Annotated in this window: 11 protein-coding genes; 8 read left to right on the top strand and 3 right to left on the bottom strand. The window is 73.4% G+C overall.

Going from position 1 to position 13,794, the window contains the following annotated elements; genetic code table 11:
• Position 1: 1 nt before the first annotated feature.
• Positions 2-682 carry a TetR/AcrR family transcriptional regulator gene (locus ACH4TP_RS23155; RefSeq protein WP_389235814.1) on the bottom strand — a complete coding sequence of 227 codons (681 nt, stop codon included), beginning with the start codon at positions 680-682 and terminating at the stop codon, positions 2-4.
• A gap of 178 nt (positions 683-860) precedes the next feature.
• Between ACH4TP_RS23155 and ACH4TP_RS23150 the strand changes: the two genes are divergently transcribed.
• The 4 genes from ACH4TP_RS23150 (at position 861) to ACH4TP_RS23135 (ending at position 6,134) form a co-directional block, all read left to right on the top strand.
• The gene (locus ACH4TP_RS23150) at positions 861-2,345 is read left to right on the top strand and encodes a flavin-containing monooxygenase (protein WP_398438989.1); all 1,485 of its coding nucleotides are present in this window, start codon (positions 861-863) and stop codon (positions 2,343-2,345) included.
• Positions 2,342-3,301, top strand: a complete 960-nt coding sequence (locus ACH4TP_RS23145; RefSeq protein ID WP_389235820.1) for a diiron oxygenase — start codon at positions 2,342-2,344, stop codon at positions 3,299-3,301. Before ACH4TP_RS23150 ends, ACH4TP_RS23145 begins: the two co-directional genes overlap by 4 nt.
• Before the next feature lie 34 nt (positions 3,302-3,335).
• Complete coding sequence (locus tag ACH4TP_RS23140; RefSeq protein ID WP_398438988.1) at positions 3,336-4,970, top strand: FAD-dependent oxidoreductase; 1,635 nt, start codon at positions 3,336-3,338, stop codon at positions 4,968-4,970.
• A 102-nt stretch (positions 4,971-5,072) separates the two neighbouring features.
• Complete coding sequence (locus ACH4TP_RS23135) at positions 5,073-6,134, top strand: C45 family autoproteolytic acyltransferase/hydolase (protein WP_398185121.1); 1,062 nt, start codon at positions 5,073-5,075, stop codon at positions 6,132-6,134.
• A gap of 12 nt (positions 6,135-6,146) precedes the next feature.
• Here ACH4TP_RS23135 and ACH4TP_RS23130 read toward each other — a convergent pair whose 3' ends face one another.
• A complete protein-coding gene (locus ACH4TP_RS23130; RefSeq protein WP_398438987.1) occupies positions 6,147-6,836 on the bottom strand; it encodes an esterase/lipase family protein in 690 nt (229 codons plus the stop codon).
• A gap of 251 nt (positions 6,837-7,087) precedes the next feature.
• Here ACH4TP_RS23130 and ACH4TP_RS23125 point away from each other — a divergent pair, with 251 nt between their 5' ends.
• The 4 genes from ACH4TP_RS23125 (at position 7,088) to ACH4TP_RS23110 (ending at position 12,472) form a co-directional block, all read left to right on the top strand.
• Positions 7,088-7,939: a tetratricopeptide repeat protein gene (locus ACH4TP_RS23125; protein WP_398438986.1), complete on the top strand. Its 852-nt coding sequence runs from the start codon at positions 7,088-7,090 to the stop codon at positions 7,937-7,939.
• A 201-nt stretch (positions 7,940-8,140) separates the two neighbouring features.
• On the top strand, positions 8,141-10,501 hold the full coding sequence (locus ACH4TP_RS23120; protein WP_398185135.1) for a collagenase: 2,361 nt from the start codon (positions 8,141-8,143) through the stop codon (positions 10,499-10,501).
• Between the two features lie 82 nt (positions 10,502-10,583).
• Positions 10,584-11,543 (top strand): proline racemase family protein, encoded by a 960-nt coding sequence (locus ACH4TP_RS23115; protein ID WP_398185138.1) that lies wholly within the window; start codon positions 10,584-10,586, stop codon positions 11,541-11,543.
• A 29-nt stretch (positions 11,544-11,572) separates the two neighbouring features.
• Positions 11,573-12,472: an ornithine cyclodeaminase family protein gene (locus ACH4TP_RS23110; protein WP_398185256.1), complete on the top strand. Its 900-nt coding sequence runs from the start codon at positions 11,573-11,575 to the stop codon at positions 12,470-12,472.
• 67 nt (positions 12,473-12,539) lie between these two features.
• Here the strand turns inward: ACH4TP_RS23110 and ACH4TP_RS23105 are convergent, their stop codons facing one another.
• On the bottom strand, positions 12,540-13,784 hold the full coding sequence (locus ACH4TP_RS23105) for an NAD(P)/FAD-dependent oxidoreductase (protein ID WP_398438985.1): 1,245 nt from the start codon (positions 13,782-13,784) through the stop codon (positions 12,540-12,542).
• Positions 13,785-13,794 lie beyond the last annotated feature (10 nt).

Below are 13,794 nucleotides of genomic sequence, written 5' to 3'. Positions count from 1 at the left end.
GCTATGTCAGGTCGATCGGCTGATCGGGGTCGAGCTTGATGCCCAGGCGCGTGGTCGCGCTCGCGAGGACGCCCCAGAGGGCGTCGCTCAGGAAGCGCGTCAGGTCGTCGAGGGAGCTCCCCGACTCGGGGTGCGCGGCCCACTGGTTCACGACCCCGTCCACCAGGCCCACCATGCCGAACGCCAGGTTGACGTCGAAGCCGGCGGGCCCCCGCTCGCCGTCGAGGAACCGGTCGGCGTACGTGTCGAGGAGCCGCGCCAGGTGGAGGGCGACGGCGGTGCGGGTCCCCGCGACGGCGGGCGAGCCGGTGCCGAGGAACCGGTGGAGCTCGGGGTGCAGCGCCACCCAGCCCGCATAGGTGCCGGCGGCATGCTCGATCGCCTCCCGGATCGTGCCCTTGGGGACGAGCGCGGGGGACAGGGCGGCCATCAGGTCGTCGGTGATGCGCGCGCGGATCTGCTCGTCGAGGTCCTCGCGGCTGCGGAAGATCCGGTAGACGACGGAGCGCGGCATCCCGGCCTCGGCGCCGATCGCCGCCACGCTGACCGCCGTTCCCTCGCGTCCGATGACGGTGAGGGCCGCGGTGAGGACCTGGTCCCGGCGTTCGGCGCGGTGACCGGTCCAGCGTGTGTCGCGGCCGTCGGGGCGCCCGCCGTTGCGTGTGTGTCTGTCCTCGGCCACGGCGTGGATCGTACCCGGCGATCAAGGGGAGACGGTGCCCCCGGGGGTGGCGCAGGTCACGTTACCGCCGGTATCCTGGACGCGGTGACACAGGTAAATTCCGGTGCCTGGGAAAGCGTCCGGGAGAGCGCGGTCGGGGGAGAATGCACCGCCACCGAGGGCCGCAGAGGGGATGGACATGGAGAACGAGCACGTCGACGTGCTGATCATCGGCGCGGGACTGTCCGGGATCAGTGCCGCCTGCCACCTGCGCGACGGCAACCCGGGGACCACGTACGCCATCATCGAGCGGCGGTCCGCGATCGGCGGCACCTGGGACCTCTTCCGCTACCCCGGCATCCGCTCCGACTCGGACATGTACACCTTCGGCTACGGCTTCCGCGCCTGGCACGGCACCAAGGTCCTCGCCGGCGGCACGGACATCCGCCGCTACATCCGGGCCACCGCCGAGGAGCACGGCGTCACCGACCACATCCGCTTCGGCCGCAGGGCCGTCCGCGCCGACTGGTCGAGCGAGGAAGGACGCTGGACCGTCGAGACCCTCGACGAGGCCACCGGCGAGACGCACGTCCTCACCGCCCGCTTCCTCGTCGGCGCCACCGGCTACTACGACTACGACGCGGGCCACCGCCCGGAGTTCCCCGGCGAGCAGCGCTTCCGGGGCACCCTCGTGCACCCGCAGCACTGGCCCGAGGACCTCGACCACACCGGCAAGCGCGTCGTGGTCATCGGCAGCGGCGCCACCGCCATCACCCTCGTCCCCGCGATGGCCCCCACCGCCGCGCACGTCACCATGCTCCAGCGCTCGCCCACGTACGTCCTCGCCCTCCCCGCCGACGACCCCCTCTCGGTCCTCCTGCGCGGGCTGCGCGTCCCCGCCGCGCTCGTCCACCGGGTGGGGCGCGCCCGCAACATCGCGATGCAGCGCGGCCTGTACGCCCTGTGCCGCAAGGCCCCCCGCCTCATGCGCAGGGTGCTCCTCGGCGCGGTACGGGCCCGGCTCGGCAAGAGCGTCGACATGCGCCACTTCACCCCGGCGTACAAGCCCTGGGACCAGCGGCTGTGCGTCGTGCCCGGCGGCGACCTCTTCACGACGCTGAGGAGCGGCCGGGCGTCCGTGGTGACCGACCACATCGAGACGTTCACCGAGACCGGCGTCAAGGTCGGGTCCGGGGAGGAGATCCCCGCCGACATCGTCGTCACCGCCACGGGCCTGCGGATGCAGCTCGCCGGCGGCATGGAACTGGCCGTCGACGGCAAGCCCGTCGTCACCCGCGAGCACCTGCTCTACAAGGGCGTGATGCTGGACGGCGTCCCCAACCTGGCGATGATCATCGGCTACACCAACGCCTCCTGGACGCTCAAGGCCGACCTCGCCTCCGCCTACGTCAGCCGGCTCCTCGCCCACATGGACCGGCACGGCCTCACCGCCGTCACCCCCGTCGCCGCCGAGGCCGACCGCTCCACCGTCTCCGTCATGGGCGAGTCGCTGACCTCCGGCTACATCGCGCGCGGCGACGCGATCATGCCCCGCCAGGGCACCCGGGACCCGTGGCGGATCTGGAACGACTACTACCGCGACCGGCGCGCGCTGCGGCTCTCCCCGATCGATGACCCCGCGCTCCGCTTCGACCGCACGGCCCCCGAAGGAGGACGAAGATGACCAGCGTGCAGAGCTACCACGAGAGGCTCCGGACCCTGTCCGAGGCCTCGGTGCACATCCACTTCGACGCGTTCACCGACATCGACTGGGACCACCCCGACTTCGCCATCGACCCGGCGGACCCCCGCTGGGTCCTCCCCGCGGCCGACCCCCTGGGCGGCCACCCGTGGTACCGGGCACAGCCGCTGGAGGTCCGGACGCGCATCGGCCTCTGGCGGTACGCCAACATCGTCAAGGTGGGCATGCAGTTCGAGAACGTCCTGATCCGCGGGGTGATGGACTACCTGTTCTCCCTGCGCAACCAGGACCCGGAGTTCCGCTACCTCACCCACGAGGTCACGGAGGAGTGCCACCACACCCAGATGTTCCAGGAGTTCGTGAACCGGTCGGGCGCCGACGTGCCCGGCGGACGGCGCTCCTTCCGCTTCCTCAGCCGCTTCCTGCCGCTGGCCGGCTCCCTCGTACCCGAGTCGTTCTTCACCGGCGTCCTCGCCGGCGAGGAGCCCATCGACCACCTCCAGAAGGCGATCCTGCGCGGCGGCGAGGACATCCACCCGCTGATGCGCCGCCTCATGCAGATCCACGTCGCCGAGGAGGCCCGGCACATCTCCTTCGCCCACGAGTTCCTCCGCGCCAAGGTCCCCGGCTACGGCAGGGCGCGCAGGGGCGCTCTGTCGGTCGCCTTCCCGGTGATCATGCGGGTCCTCGGCGACGTCATCGTGGTCCCCGACCGGAAGACCGCCGAGACGATCGGCGTGCCCCACTGGGTGATCAAGGACATCTTCTGGAAGTCCCCCGACGGCGAGAAGATGCTCCGCGACCTCTTCTCCGACGTCCGGATGCTCGCCGAGGACATCGGCCTGATGAACAGGGCCTCGCGGCGGGTGTGGAGGGCACTGCGCATCGACGGCCGCCCCTCCCGCCACCGCGGCGAACCCGCCCCGTACGCCGCCTGACGCGACCCCCGCAGGTCGCCCGGAACGGAGAACCATGACCTACGTCGTCACCCGGTCGTGCTGCGCCGACGCCTCCTGCGTCCTCGCCTGCCCGGTCAACTGCATCCACCCCGCCCCCGGCGAACCGGGCTTCGGGCAGACCGAGATGCTGTACGTCGACCCCCGCACCTGCGTGGACTGCGGCGCCTGCACGACGGCCTGCCCGGTGGACGCGCTCAAGCCGCACACCGCGCTCACCGGGGCGGAGCTGCCGTTCCTCGAACTCAACCGCGCCTACTACGACACCCATCCGCACGAGGACCGCACCCCGATGGCCCTCGTCCCCCCGCAACGCCGCCTCTCCACCGCCGGGTTGCGGGTCGCCGTCGTCGGCGCGGGACCGGCCGGCCTCTTCGCCGCCGACGAACTGCTCCGGCACCCCGGCGTCACCGTCACCGTCCACGACCGGCTGCCCACCCCGTACGGACTCGCCCGCGCGGGAGTGGCACCCGACCACCAGGACACCAAGCGGGTCGCCCGGCTCTTCCGGGCCGTCGAGAGCCAGCCCGGCTTCTCGTACCGGCTCAACACGGAGATCGGCCGCGACCTGCACCACGAGGACCTGCTCCGCGACCACCACGCCGTGATCTACGCCGTGGGCGCGGCCACGGACCGGCGGCTCGGCATCGACGGCGAGGAACTCCCCGGCAGCGCCTCCGCCACCGACTTCACGGCCTGGTACAACGGCCACCCCGACCACAGCGCCACCCCCTACGCCCTGGACGGCGAACGGGCCGTCGTCATCGGCAACGGCAACGTGGCCCTGGACGTGGCCCGCATCCTCACCGCCGACCCCGACACCCTGTCCCGTACCGACATCTCCGACCGGGCCCTCGCGGCGCTGCGCACGAGCCGCGTCCGCGAGGTCGTCGTCCTCGGGCGCCGAGGACCGGCCGAGGCCGCGTTCACCCTGCCCGAACTGCTCGCCCTCGCCGCCCTCGACGACGTCGACGTCCTCGTCGAGGACTGGCCGGCCGACGTGCCGGCGGACGCCACCCCCAAGACCGAACTGCTCGCCGAGCTGGCCGCCCGGACCCCCGTACCGGGCCGCCGCCGCATCGTCCTCCGCTTCCGGACCCGCCCGGCACGGATCCTCGGCGACGACCGGGTGACCGGCCTGACCGTCGTACGGACCGGTCCGGCGCGCACCGACGACGGCACCGGGACGGCCGGGACCACCGGGACGACCGAGACCATCGAGACCATCGAGGCCTCGCTCGTCCTGCGCGCGATCGGCTACCGCGCCCGGCCCGTCCCGGGCCTCCCGTTCGACGAGACCACCGGCACGGTGCCGCACGAGCGGGGCCGGGTCCGGCCGGGCGTGTACGTGGCCGGCTGGATCAAACGCGGCCCCAGCGGATTCATCGGCACCAACAAGTCCTGCGCCCAGGAGACCGTCTCCGCGCTCCTCGACGACCTCGAAGCCGGGCTGCTCACCGCTCCCACGGGCGGCGGCCCGGCGTCCGGCGGGCACCCGGACGCCATCGGCCTCGACGGCTGGCGGGCCATCGACGAGGAGGAGCGGGCCACGGGCCGTCTCCAGGGCCGCCCCCGCGTCAAGATCGTCGACAGGGAGGAGCTGCTCGCCGCCGCCCGCCCCACCACGGCCCGCCGGCCCCGACGGGCCTGACCCGACAGTCCTGCGAAGGATTGCGTAAAACGTTTTACCTTCCTAGCTTGAGGCGCGCCGCTCCCGTCGTCATGCGGCCCCGCCAGCACCGAAGGAACCCGCGTGGAACTGCACACCCTCACGACCGAGACCACCGACCCCCGCGAGCGCGGGACCCTGCTCGGCACCCGGTTCGGTGCCCGGATCCGGCGCGTCGCGGAGCTCTACCGGAAGCACTTCGCCCTCCTCGGCATGCCCGAGGAGCAGGTCCGCTCCCTCGCCGGCCGCAGTCACGAGGCGCTGCGGGCCTGGGCGCCGAACCTGGCCGAGGAGTCCGACGCCTGCGCCGACGCGGCCGGCGTCGAGCGCTGGACGGTGGCCGCCGTCGGCGCCCGCACCGAGATCCTCGCCGGGTGCCCCGCGCCGGGGAAGGGCGAGTGCTCGACGGCGGTGTACGCGCCCGTGGGGGCCGCGCCGCAGACCGTGCAGACCTGGGACTGGCACGACCTGCTCGTCCCGGACGCGCTGCTGCACGCGCTGAGGCCGAGCGAGGGCCGCACGGTGAAGCTCTTCACCGAGTTCGGCGCCCCCGGCAAGATCGGCGTGAACAGCGCCGGCCTCGGTGTGCACTTCAACATCCTGTTCCACGCGTCCGATTCGGCGAGCGGCGGCGTGCCCGTGCATGCGGTCGCCCGTCGCATCCTCGACGAGGCGGACACCCTCGACCAGGCCGTCGGGATCGCCTCGACGGCACGCGTCAGCGCCTCCACCTCGCTGACCGTCGTCACCGCCGGCTCCGCCGCCAGCCTCGAACTCTCGCCCGCGGGCCTCGCGGTGGTCCCGGCGGCCGAGGACGGCTGGCTGCTGCACACCAACCACTTCCTCGACGCCGGACTCGCCGCGGGGGACACCGGAGCGGCCGACTCGATGACGGCCGAGCGCCTCGCCCACCTCCGCGAGGTACGCGCCGCGATGCCGGGCCTCCCGCCCGCCGAGCGGGCCCGCGCCTTCTGCGGCGGCGCCGGGTCCGACGCCGTCGTCTGCATGCGGCCCGACGAGGACAAGCCGCCGCACGAGCAGTGGGGCACCCTGCTCACCGTCGGCCTCGACGTCGCCCACTGCGCGCTCGACTACCTCGCGGGCGCGCCCCACGAGGCCCCGACGACGGGCCTCGCGCGCTTCTGACCGCCGCCGTCCTCAGGAGCGAAGGAAGGCGCGGACCCCCTGGGAGACCGTGTCGTCGCCGAGGAGGGCGTTGTGGTCGAGGCAGCCGGCGTCGTTGTTGAGGGCGCCGGCCAGCGGCACGCTGCTGTCGGGGTCGACGACCTCGTCGCAGTGCGACCACCAGGTGGCGTAGCGCACGGCCCCGGGCGACTCGTCGCCCTCCGCGAGCTTCTTCTGCACGTAGGAGCCCGGGGTCATGTCGCGGCAGGCCTGGTCCCACAGCGCGCACGCCCAGGCCGTGCCGGTGCCGTGGTTGGGCCCGGCGAGGGAGACCCAGTGGGCCACGGAGGACTGGCCGGCGGCGTCGAACTTCACGTACCAGCGGGTGACGAGGCTGCCGAAGGAGTGGGCGACGAGATCGACCCGGCTCGCGCCGGTCCGCCGCTTGACGTCCTCGACGTACGCGGCGAGCCGGCCGGACAGGACCTCGTTGACCGACTTGTGCGTGTCGTAGCCGAAGGAGAACAGCTCGGCGTCGGTGTATCCGTCGGCCTTGAAGTCCGCGCGCAGCCCGCCCCACACGCCCGGGTCGGCGTTGAACCCGTGGACGAACACGACGGGGATGCGCGCGGGGGCTTCGGCCCGGACGGGCGACGCCGCCAGGAACAGGGAGGCGGCGACGGCGAGCAGCGGAACGACCCTCCGACCACGGAGTCTCAACACGCTTTCCCCTAAAATGAGTTACGCACGGGTAGTCAGCAGCATGGTGGGGGCTGAGGGGGCGGATGAACAGCCCCTGGGCGACTTCGTCGGCCCCCGGTGTCCGTCGGGCGAGGGTGGAGGGGACGCGCGTGCGGGGGAGACGGGGACGTCCGTGGGGGAGATGGGGACGGCGGGGGAGCGGCGGGGACGGCGGGCGCGGTGAGGACCCGGCGCGCCTGCGTGAGGACGCCGAGGCCGGGGACGTCACGGCGATGTTCCGCCACGGCCTGCACCTCGGGACGCGCGAGGACCGGGACGGCGGCGAGTACTGGCTGCGCCGGGCGGCCGCGGCGGGACATCCCGAGGCCGGCGTGACCCTCGGCGTCCTGCTCCACGGGTGGGAGCGGCAGGCTGAGGCCGAGCCGTTGCTGCGAGCCGCCGCCGGGGCCGGACACGTGCGGGCGATGGAGATCGTCGGGTACCTCCTGCGGGCGCGGGGCGAGCACGACGAGGCCCTTCTCTGGTACCGGCGTTCGGCCGAGGGAGGCAATCCGTACGCGATGGCCGTCCTCGGGGACCTCGCCCGGCAGCGGGGAGCCCTGCCCGAGGCCGAGGACTGGTACCGGCGGGCCGCCGGGGCGGGCCTCGCCGACGCCGCGTACGTCCTCGGGAAGCTGCTGCACGAGCGCGGCGAGACCGTCGAGGCCGAGCGCTGGGCCCGCCGGGCGGCGGACGGGGGCAGCACGGCCGCGATGAACGCCCTCGGGGTCCTCGCGCACAACCGGGGGGACCGGGAGGCCGCGAAGGCCTGGTACCGCAAGTCGTGGGAGGCCGGTGACGCCGAGGGCCGCCGTCTGCTCTCGGGGGTGCTCAGCAGGGCCGAGGTCGTCGCCGAGGTCGAGAGGGGGCTGGCCGAGCGCGCCGGGAAGGGGGACGTCGAGGCCTGCGTCAGGCTGGGGCGGTCCAGGGAGCTCGGCGGCGATCTGTACGCGGCGCAGGGGTGGTACGAGAAGGCCGCCAAGGCGGGGCACGTGGGGGCGATGCTCCACCTGGCGCGGATCTCGGAGGGGCAGGGTCACCTCCGTCAGGCGAGGGCGTGGCGCCGTAGGGCCGCCGAATCCTGAGACCCGTGCGAGGGATTGGCCCCGTTTCGGGGTGGTCTGCCGACCCGTCATGGAACTGATGTCGCCACAAGGCTTGTCAGTGCAATTTCACATTACTATGTTACAGCGCACACGGCCTGATGAACGCCCGTCAGACGCCGTGCGAACCGGACCAGTTCGCGAACCATCCCCACGCAACCCCCCTCACCAGCAGGAGTCTCGTTGTCCCTCCACCGACGTGTGCGCTCGTCCCTGCTCGCCTCCGCCATCACGGTCACCCTCCTCTCCTCCGCCGGCCAGGCCGGAGCCTCCGCGGCGGGCACGGACGACCGCCCCGCCGCCGCCCCGGCCCCCGCGTCCGGCGCTCCGGCCCCCCAGGCGCAGCCGGGAGCCAACCCCTTCGACGAGGTCGACCACCGCGCCACCGCCCCGCGCACCACCTTCGGACCGGCCCCCGCGCCCGGCGGCCACGCCACGGGCCGCGTGCCCGGCCGGGCACCCGCCCCCACCACCGCGCGTGCGTTCGCCGCCGATGCCACCGGCACCACCGCGGCAGGCGTCCCCTGCACGCTCGACGGGATCACCGGCCTCGCCCCGGAGCAGTTCGCCGACTTCCTCGCCGACCCCGCCGTCACCGCCGACGGCTGTCTCCGCGGCCTCATATGGACCTGGGACGCCCGGCTCGCCCCCGTGATGTCCGACGCCCACGTCCAGGCCGTCGCCCGCCGCGTATCGAGCCTGTCCGCCGCCCACGACGGACGGAACTCCTCCCACCTGGAGGAGATGTTCACCTACCTGCACGCCGTCGCCTACCACGACTACTCACGCACCGAGATCGACACCACCGACGCCCCCACGGTCAACGCGATCCGCCAGGCCGTCGCCGACTTCGCCGCCGCCGCCCGCACCTTCGACGTCACCGCCACCAACGCGAACACCCTCCGCGAGGCGCTCTACGCGGCGAGCGCCCCCGGCCTGCGCCAGCACCAGCTCGGCCTGATCAAGCGGGTCCTGGCCACCATGGACCCCTCGCACACCGCCACGAACCTCGACCCCGCCTGGGCGGGCGCCGCGCTCGCCGGCCTCTCCGTCAACTACCTCGGCGTCTACCCGGGCAACCAGGACAGCGCCTTCCACGCGGCCGTCGCCGCCGACCCGGCCTACCGCGCCGCTTTCAAGGCCTTCGCCGGCTACGCCCACCTCAAGGGGACCGCCAACAGCTGGGTCGTCCGCGACGCCCTCGGCGAGTTCGGCCGCTTCGGCCAGGTCGACGGCCTGCGGGACGAGACCGTCGCAGGCCTCGGCACCGTGTTCGGCACCGTCGTCGACACCTTCGGCCGCGGCAGCGCGCAGTGGGCGAAGGTCGTCTCCTGGCTCAACTACTACGAGGCCTGCAAGCCGTACGGCGTGTGCAAGGACGACATCGAGAAGCAGCTCTTCCCGTACACGTACACCTACGACAACGGGGGCATCAAGGTCCGCACCGCCCTCGACCGGGCCACCGTCGACCAGCTCTACTACGCGAGCAAGCAGGTCAAGGCCCAGTACCACCGCGTCCTCGGCACCGACAAGCCGCTCGCGGACGACACCAACACCACCCTGAACATCGTCCTGTACGCCTCCCGCTCGGACTACGAGGTCTACCACCCCCTCCTCACCGACATGAGCACCAACAACGGCGGCATCTACATCGAGCGCGGCGCCACCTTCTACACCTACCAGCGGCGCGTCCCCCAGGACTCCTCGCTGACGCTGGAAGAGCTCTTCCGCCACGAGTACACCCACTACCTCAACGGCCGCTGGGCCGTCCCCGGCTTCTTCGGCCAGGGCCCCTGGTACCAGGGCGACCGCACCACCGCCATGGACGAGGGCACGGCCGAGTTCTTCGACGGCGCCACCCGCGACAACGGCATCGCCGTCCGCAAGTCCCTGGTCCGCGGCATCATCAACGACACCGCCGGCGGCGGCCCCCGCATGAGCGTGCGCCAGCTCCTGCACGCCACCTACGACGGCGACGGCTTCCGCTTCTACAACTACGCGGGAACCTTCTTCGAGTTCCTGTGGACCGAACGCCCCTCGCTGCTCCGCGAGATGTACACGAACCTGCGGAACAACGACGTGAGCGGCTACGACGCGTGGCGCGAGAGGCTCAGCGCGGACACCGGCCTCCAGCAGGCGTACGACCGCTTCCTCGACGCCCAGATCGCCAAGGTCGACACCCTGTACGTCCCGAACACCACGTACACGGCCAACGGGTACCTGCGCGACGCGGACGTCTCCGCCGTCCGGACCGCCTTCGCCAACGCCACCCAGAACACCCCCGACTGCTACGAGGCCGGCGAGTACGGCAAGCGCCGCTTCGTCTGCACCGGACGCATCACCGCCAACCTGTCGGACGCCGGCAACGCGGACAAGGTCTTCAAGGACATGTCCGAGACCGTCGACTACTTCATCCTCGACCGGGCGGGCGCCGCCTCCAACAACCTCGCCGACATGAACTGCTCCTTCGGCGCCGTCGACATCTGGTCCAGCAGGGTCGCGGGCACGTCGAGCTACAGCTGCGAGGGCCCGCTCCGCAGCTGACCGCACCCCTCGTCCGGGCCGGTCCCTCCACGGGGGAGGGACCGGCCCGGCACCGCGACTCCCGATCTGGAGGCCCCACTCCGTGAGCACCACCCCGCACCCCGTCCGCACCACCGACTACCACACCGCAGGCGAACCCTTCCGGATCGTCGACGAGGACCTGCCCCCGATCCCCGGCGACACCGTCGCCGAACGCCGGGCCCTCGCCCTCCGCCTCGGACCGCTCGACGAGCTGCGCCGCCTCCTGGTCCGGGAACCGCGCGGACACTCCGGCATGTACGGCGGATTCATCGTCCCGCCCGACGACGACGGCGCCCACTTCGGCGTGCTGTTCTGGCACAAGGACGGCTACTCCACCGCCTGCGGCCACGGCACGATGGCGCTCGGCGCCTGGGCCGTCGACACCGGACGCGTCCCCGCGCCCGACGACGGCGACGTCCCCGTCCGCATCGACGTCCCCTCCGGGCGCGTCACCGCGACCGTGCACCGCGCGGGCGGCCGCACCACCGGCGTCACCTTCCGCAACGTCCCGACGCGCGTCCTCGCCCGCAAGGTCCCGGTGACCCTCGCGTCCGGCACCGTCGAGGTCGACCTCGCCGACTCCGGCGCCGTCTACGTCTCCGTCCCCGCACACGCCCTCGGCCTCGACACGACCAGGGCCTCGCTGCCCGCACTCGTCCGGGCCGGACGGGAGATCCGCGCCGCCTTCCCCGAGCACGACGTGTACGGCGTCATCCTGTACGACGAGCTGCCCGACACCCCCGCCGGGCCGCACCAGCGCAACGTCACCGTCTTCGCCGACGGACAGATCGACCGCTCGCCCTGCGGATCGGGCACCTCCGCCCGGCTCGCCCTGCTCGGCGACGAGGGACGCCTCGCCCCCGGGGACACCCTCACACACGAGTCCGTGGCCGACACCGTCTTCACCGGCCGCCTGCTGCCCGGCGGGATCACGGAGGTGACCGGCGCGACCCACCGCACCGGCACCCACACCTTCGTCCTCGACCCCCACGACGAGCTCCGCACGGGGTTCCTCCTGTGACCGACCTGCTCCTCGTCGACGCCCCGGCCATGCGCCGCCTCCTGACCCCGGCGGCGACGGCCGACGTCCTCGCCGACACCCTGCGCGCCGGCTTCGACCCCGAGGCCGCACCGCCCCGCACCGCCGTCCCCGTCCCGGCCGGCGAACTGCTCCTCATGCCGGCCGCCGACCACGCGTACGCCGGAGTGAAGATCGCGGGAGTGGCCCCCGGCAACCCGGCCCTCGGACTGCCCCGCATCACCGGCTCCTACCTGCTCCTCGACGGCGCGAACCTCCGGCCCCTCGCCCTCCTCGACGGCGCGGCCCTCACCGAGCTGCGCACCCCGGCCGTCTCCGCCCTCGCCGTACGCCATCTGACGCCGGACGACCGGCCGCTGCGCCTGGTCCTCTTCGGCACCGGGCCCCAGGCCTACGGCCACCTGGAGGCCGTCCTCGCCGTGCGCGAGGTCGCCGAGGCCGTCGTCGTCGGGCGCGACCCCGTCGGCGCGCGCGCCCTCGCCGGATACGCGCGGACGCTCGACGTGCCCGCCCGCGCCGGCACACCCGACGACGTGGCCGGGGCCGACCTCGTCGTCTGCTGCACCACGGCCCGCGAACCCCTCTTCGACGGCGCCCTGGTGGCCCCCGGCGCCACCGTCGTCGCGGTCGGCTCGCACGAGCCGGCGGCCCGGGAGACCGACACCGCCCTCGTCACCCGCGCCGAGGTGTACGTGGAGGCGCGCGCGGCGGCGCTCCGCGAGGCCGGCGACCTGCTCGTGCCGATGGCGGAGGGGGCGATCGGCGCGGACCACATCGCGGGCACCCTCGCCGACCTGGTCGACGGCCGCGTCCCCACCGGACGGCCGCGGTTCTTCAAGAGCGTGGGCATGGCCTGGCAGGACCTCGCCGTCGCCGCCGCCCTGTACCGGGCGGTCCGCGAGGCCGCCTGAACACACCGATGCCGGCACCGCTCTCCACGAGGGGTGCCGGCATCGGCCTGCCCGGGTACGCAACCGCTCACGCCCCGCGGTGCCCGAGGTTCACGACCGCCGCCCTCGCCACCACCACGGGGTTCAGGAAGCGCAGCGGACCGATCAGCCGGGACGCGAACAGGTGCATGTGGCGCGCCAGGGCGCCGTCGCGCGCCGCCGCCGAGAACACCAGCCGCTCCATGGGGTTGAAGGGGCGCCCCTTGGCGAAGTCCACCGCCAGGTACTGGTGACCGGCGAGCCGCCGCCGGTGCCTGCGCGCGTACACGGCGAGGGCCCTGTCGAGCCCGCCCGCACCGGTCACGGCCGGGGCGACCGCCTCCGCGAGCCACCGCGCGGACTGCAGGGCCCATCCGCAGCCCACGCCCCACAGGGGGTCACCGGTCAGGGCGGCGTCGCCGATGAGCGCGAGGCCCGGCGCGGTCGCCGCGCGGGTGCGGAGCGGGTGGTCGACCATGCCCGTGATCTTCGTGATCCGCTCGGCGGAGTCGATGGCCGGCGCGTCGGGCAGGGAGCGGACGAACTCCAGGAAACTGCCCTCCAGGTCCTCCCGGAAGGCCGGCAGCCGCTTCTTCTCCGGGAACACCGCGACGACCGTCACCCCGTCGTCGTTCGGGAACGCGTAGGCCATGTCGGGCACCAGGAACCAGGTGTGACTGATCCCGTCGCGCAGCGGCAGGTTCCGGAAGTGCGCGAAATGGCCGAACCGCGCGTTCTCGTGCATGCGGACCTGCACCCCGGCGAACCCGGCCACGGCTGAGTCCTTGCCGTCGGCCCCGACCACCAGGCGGGCCCGGAACGCGCGCTCCCCCTCGGGCGTCGAGGCCCGCACCCCCACGGTCCGCCCGGCCTCCCGGATCAGCCCGGTCACCCGGTGGCCGAGGAGCACGTCGACGCCGGGGGTCTCGGCGGCCCGGGACCTGATCAGCGGGTCGAGGGTGCTGCGCCGGACGTTGTAGCCGTACGGCAGCTCGGGTCCAGGGGCGGCGCTCGGCTCGATCCATCCCCAACGGGTGTACCAGCGGCCCTCGTTGCGGACGGCCCCCGCCTTCTCCAGGGCGGGCAGGAGGCCGAGCTCCGCGAGCACCGGGGTGGCGTTGGCCGTGAGGGAATGGGTGCACAGCACCTTGTACGCCGTGGGGCGCGAGTGGCGTTCGAGGAGCGCGACCCGGGCGCCGCGCCGGGCGAGCAGGATCGCCGCGGCGCAGCCGGCGAGGCTCGCTCCGCTGATGACGACGTCGTAGTCGGGTTCCACGCTCTCGGGCTCGGTCATGCGCTGATCG

It is taken from the genome of Streptomyces sp. NPDC021012 (assembly GCF_044333355.1).
Classification (GTDB): Bacteria; Actinomycetota; Actinomycetes; order Streptomycetales; family Streptomycetaceae; genus Streptomyces.
This window is presented reverse-complemented; position numbering and strand designations above follow the sequence as displayed.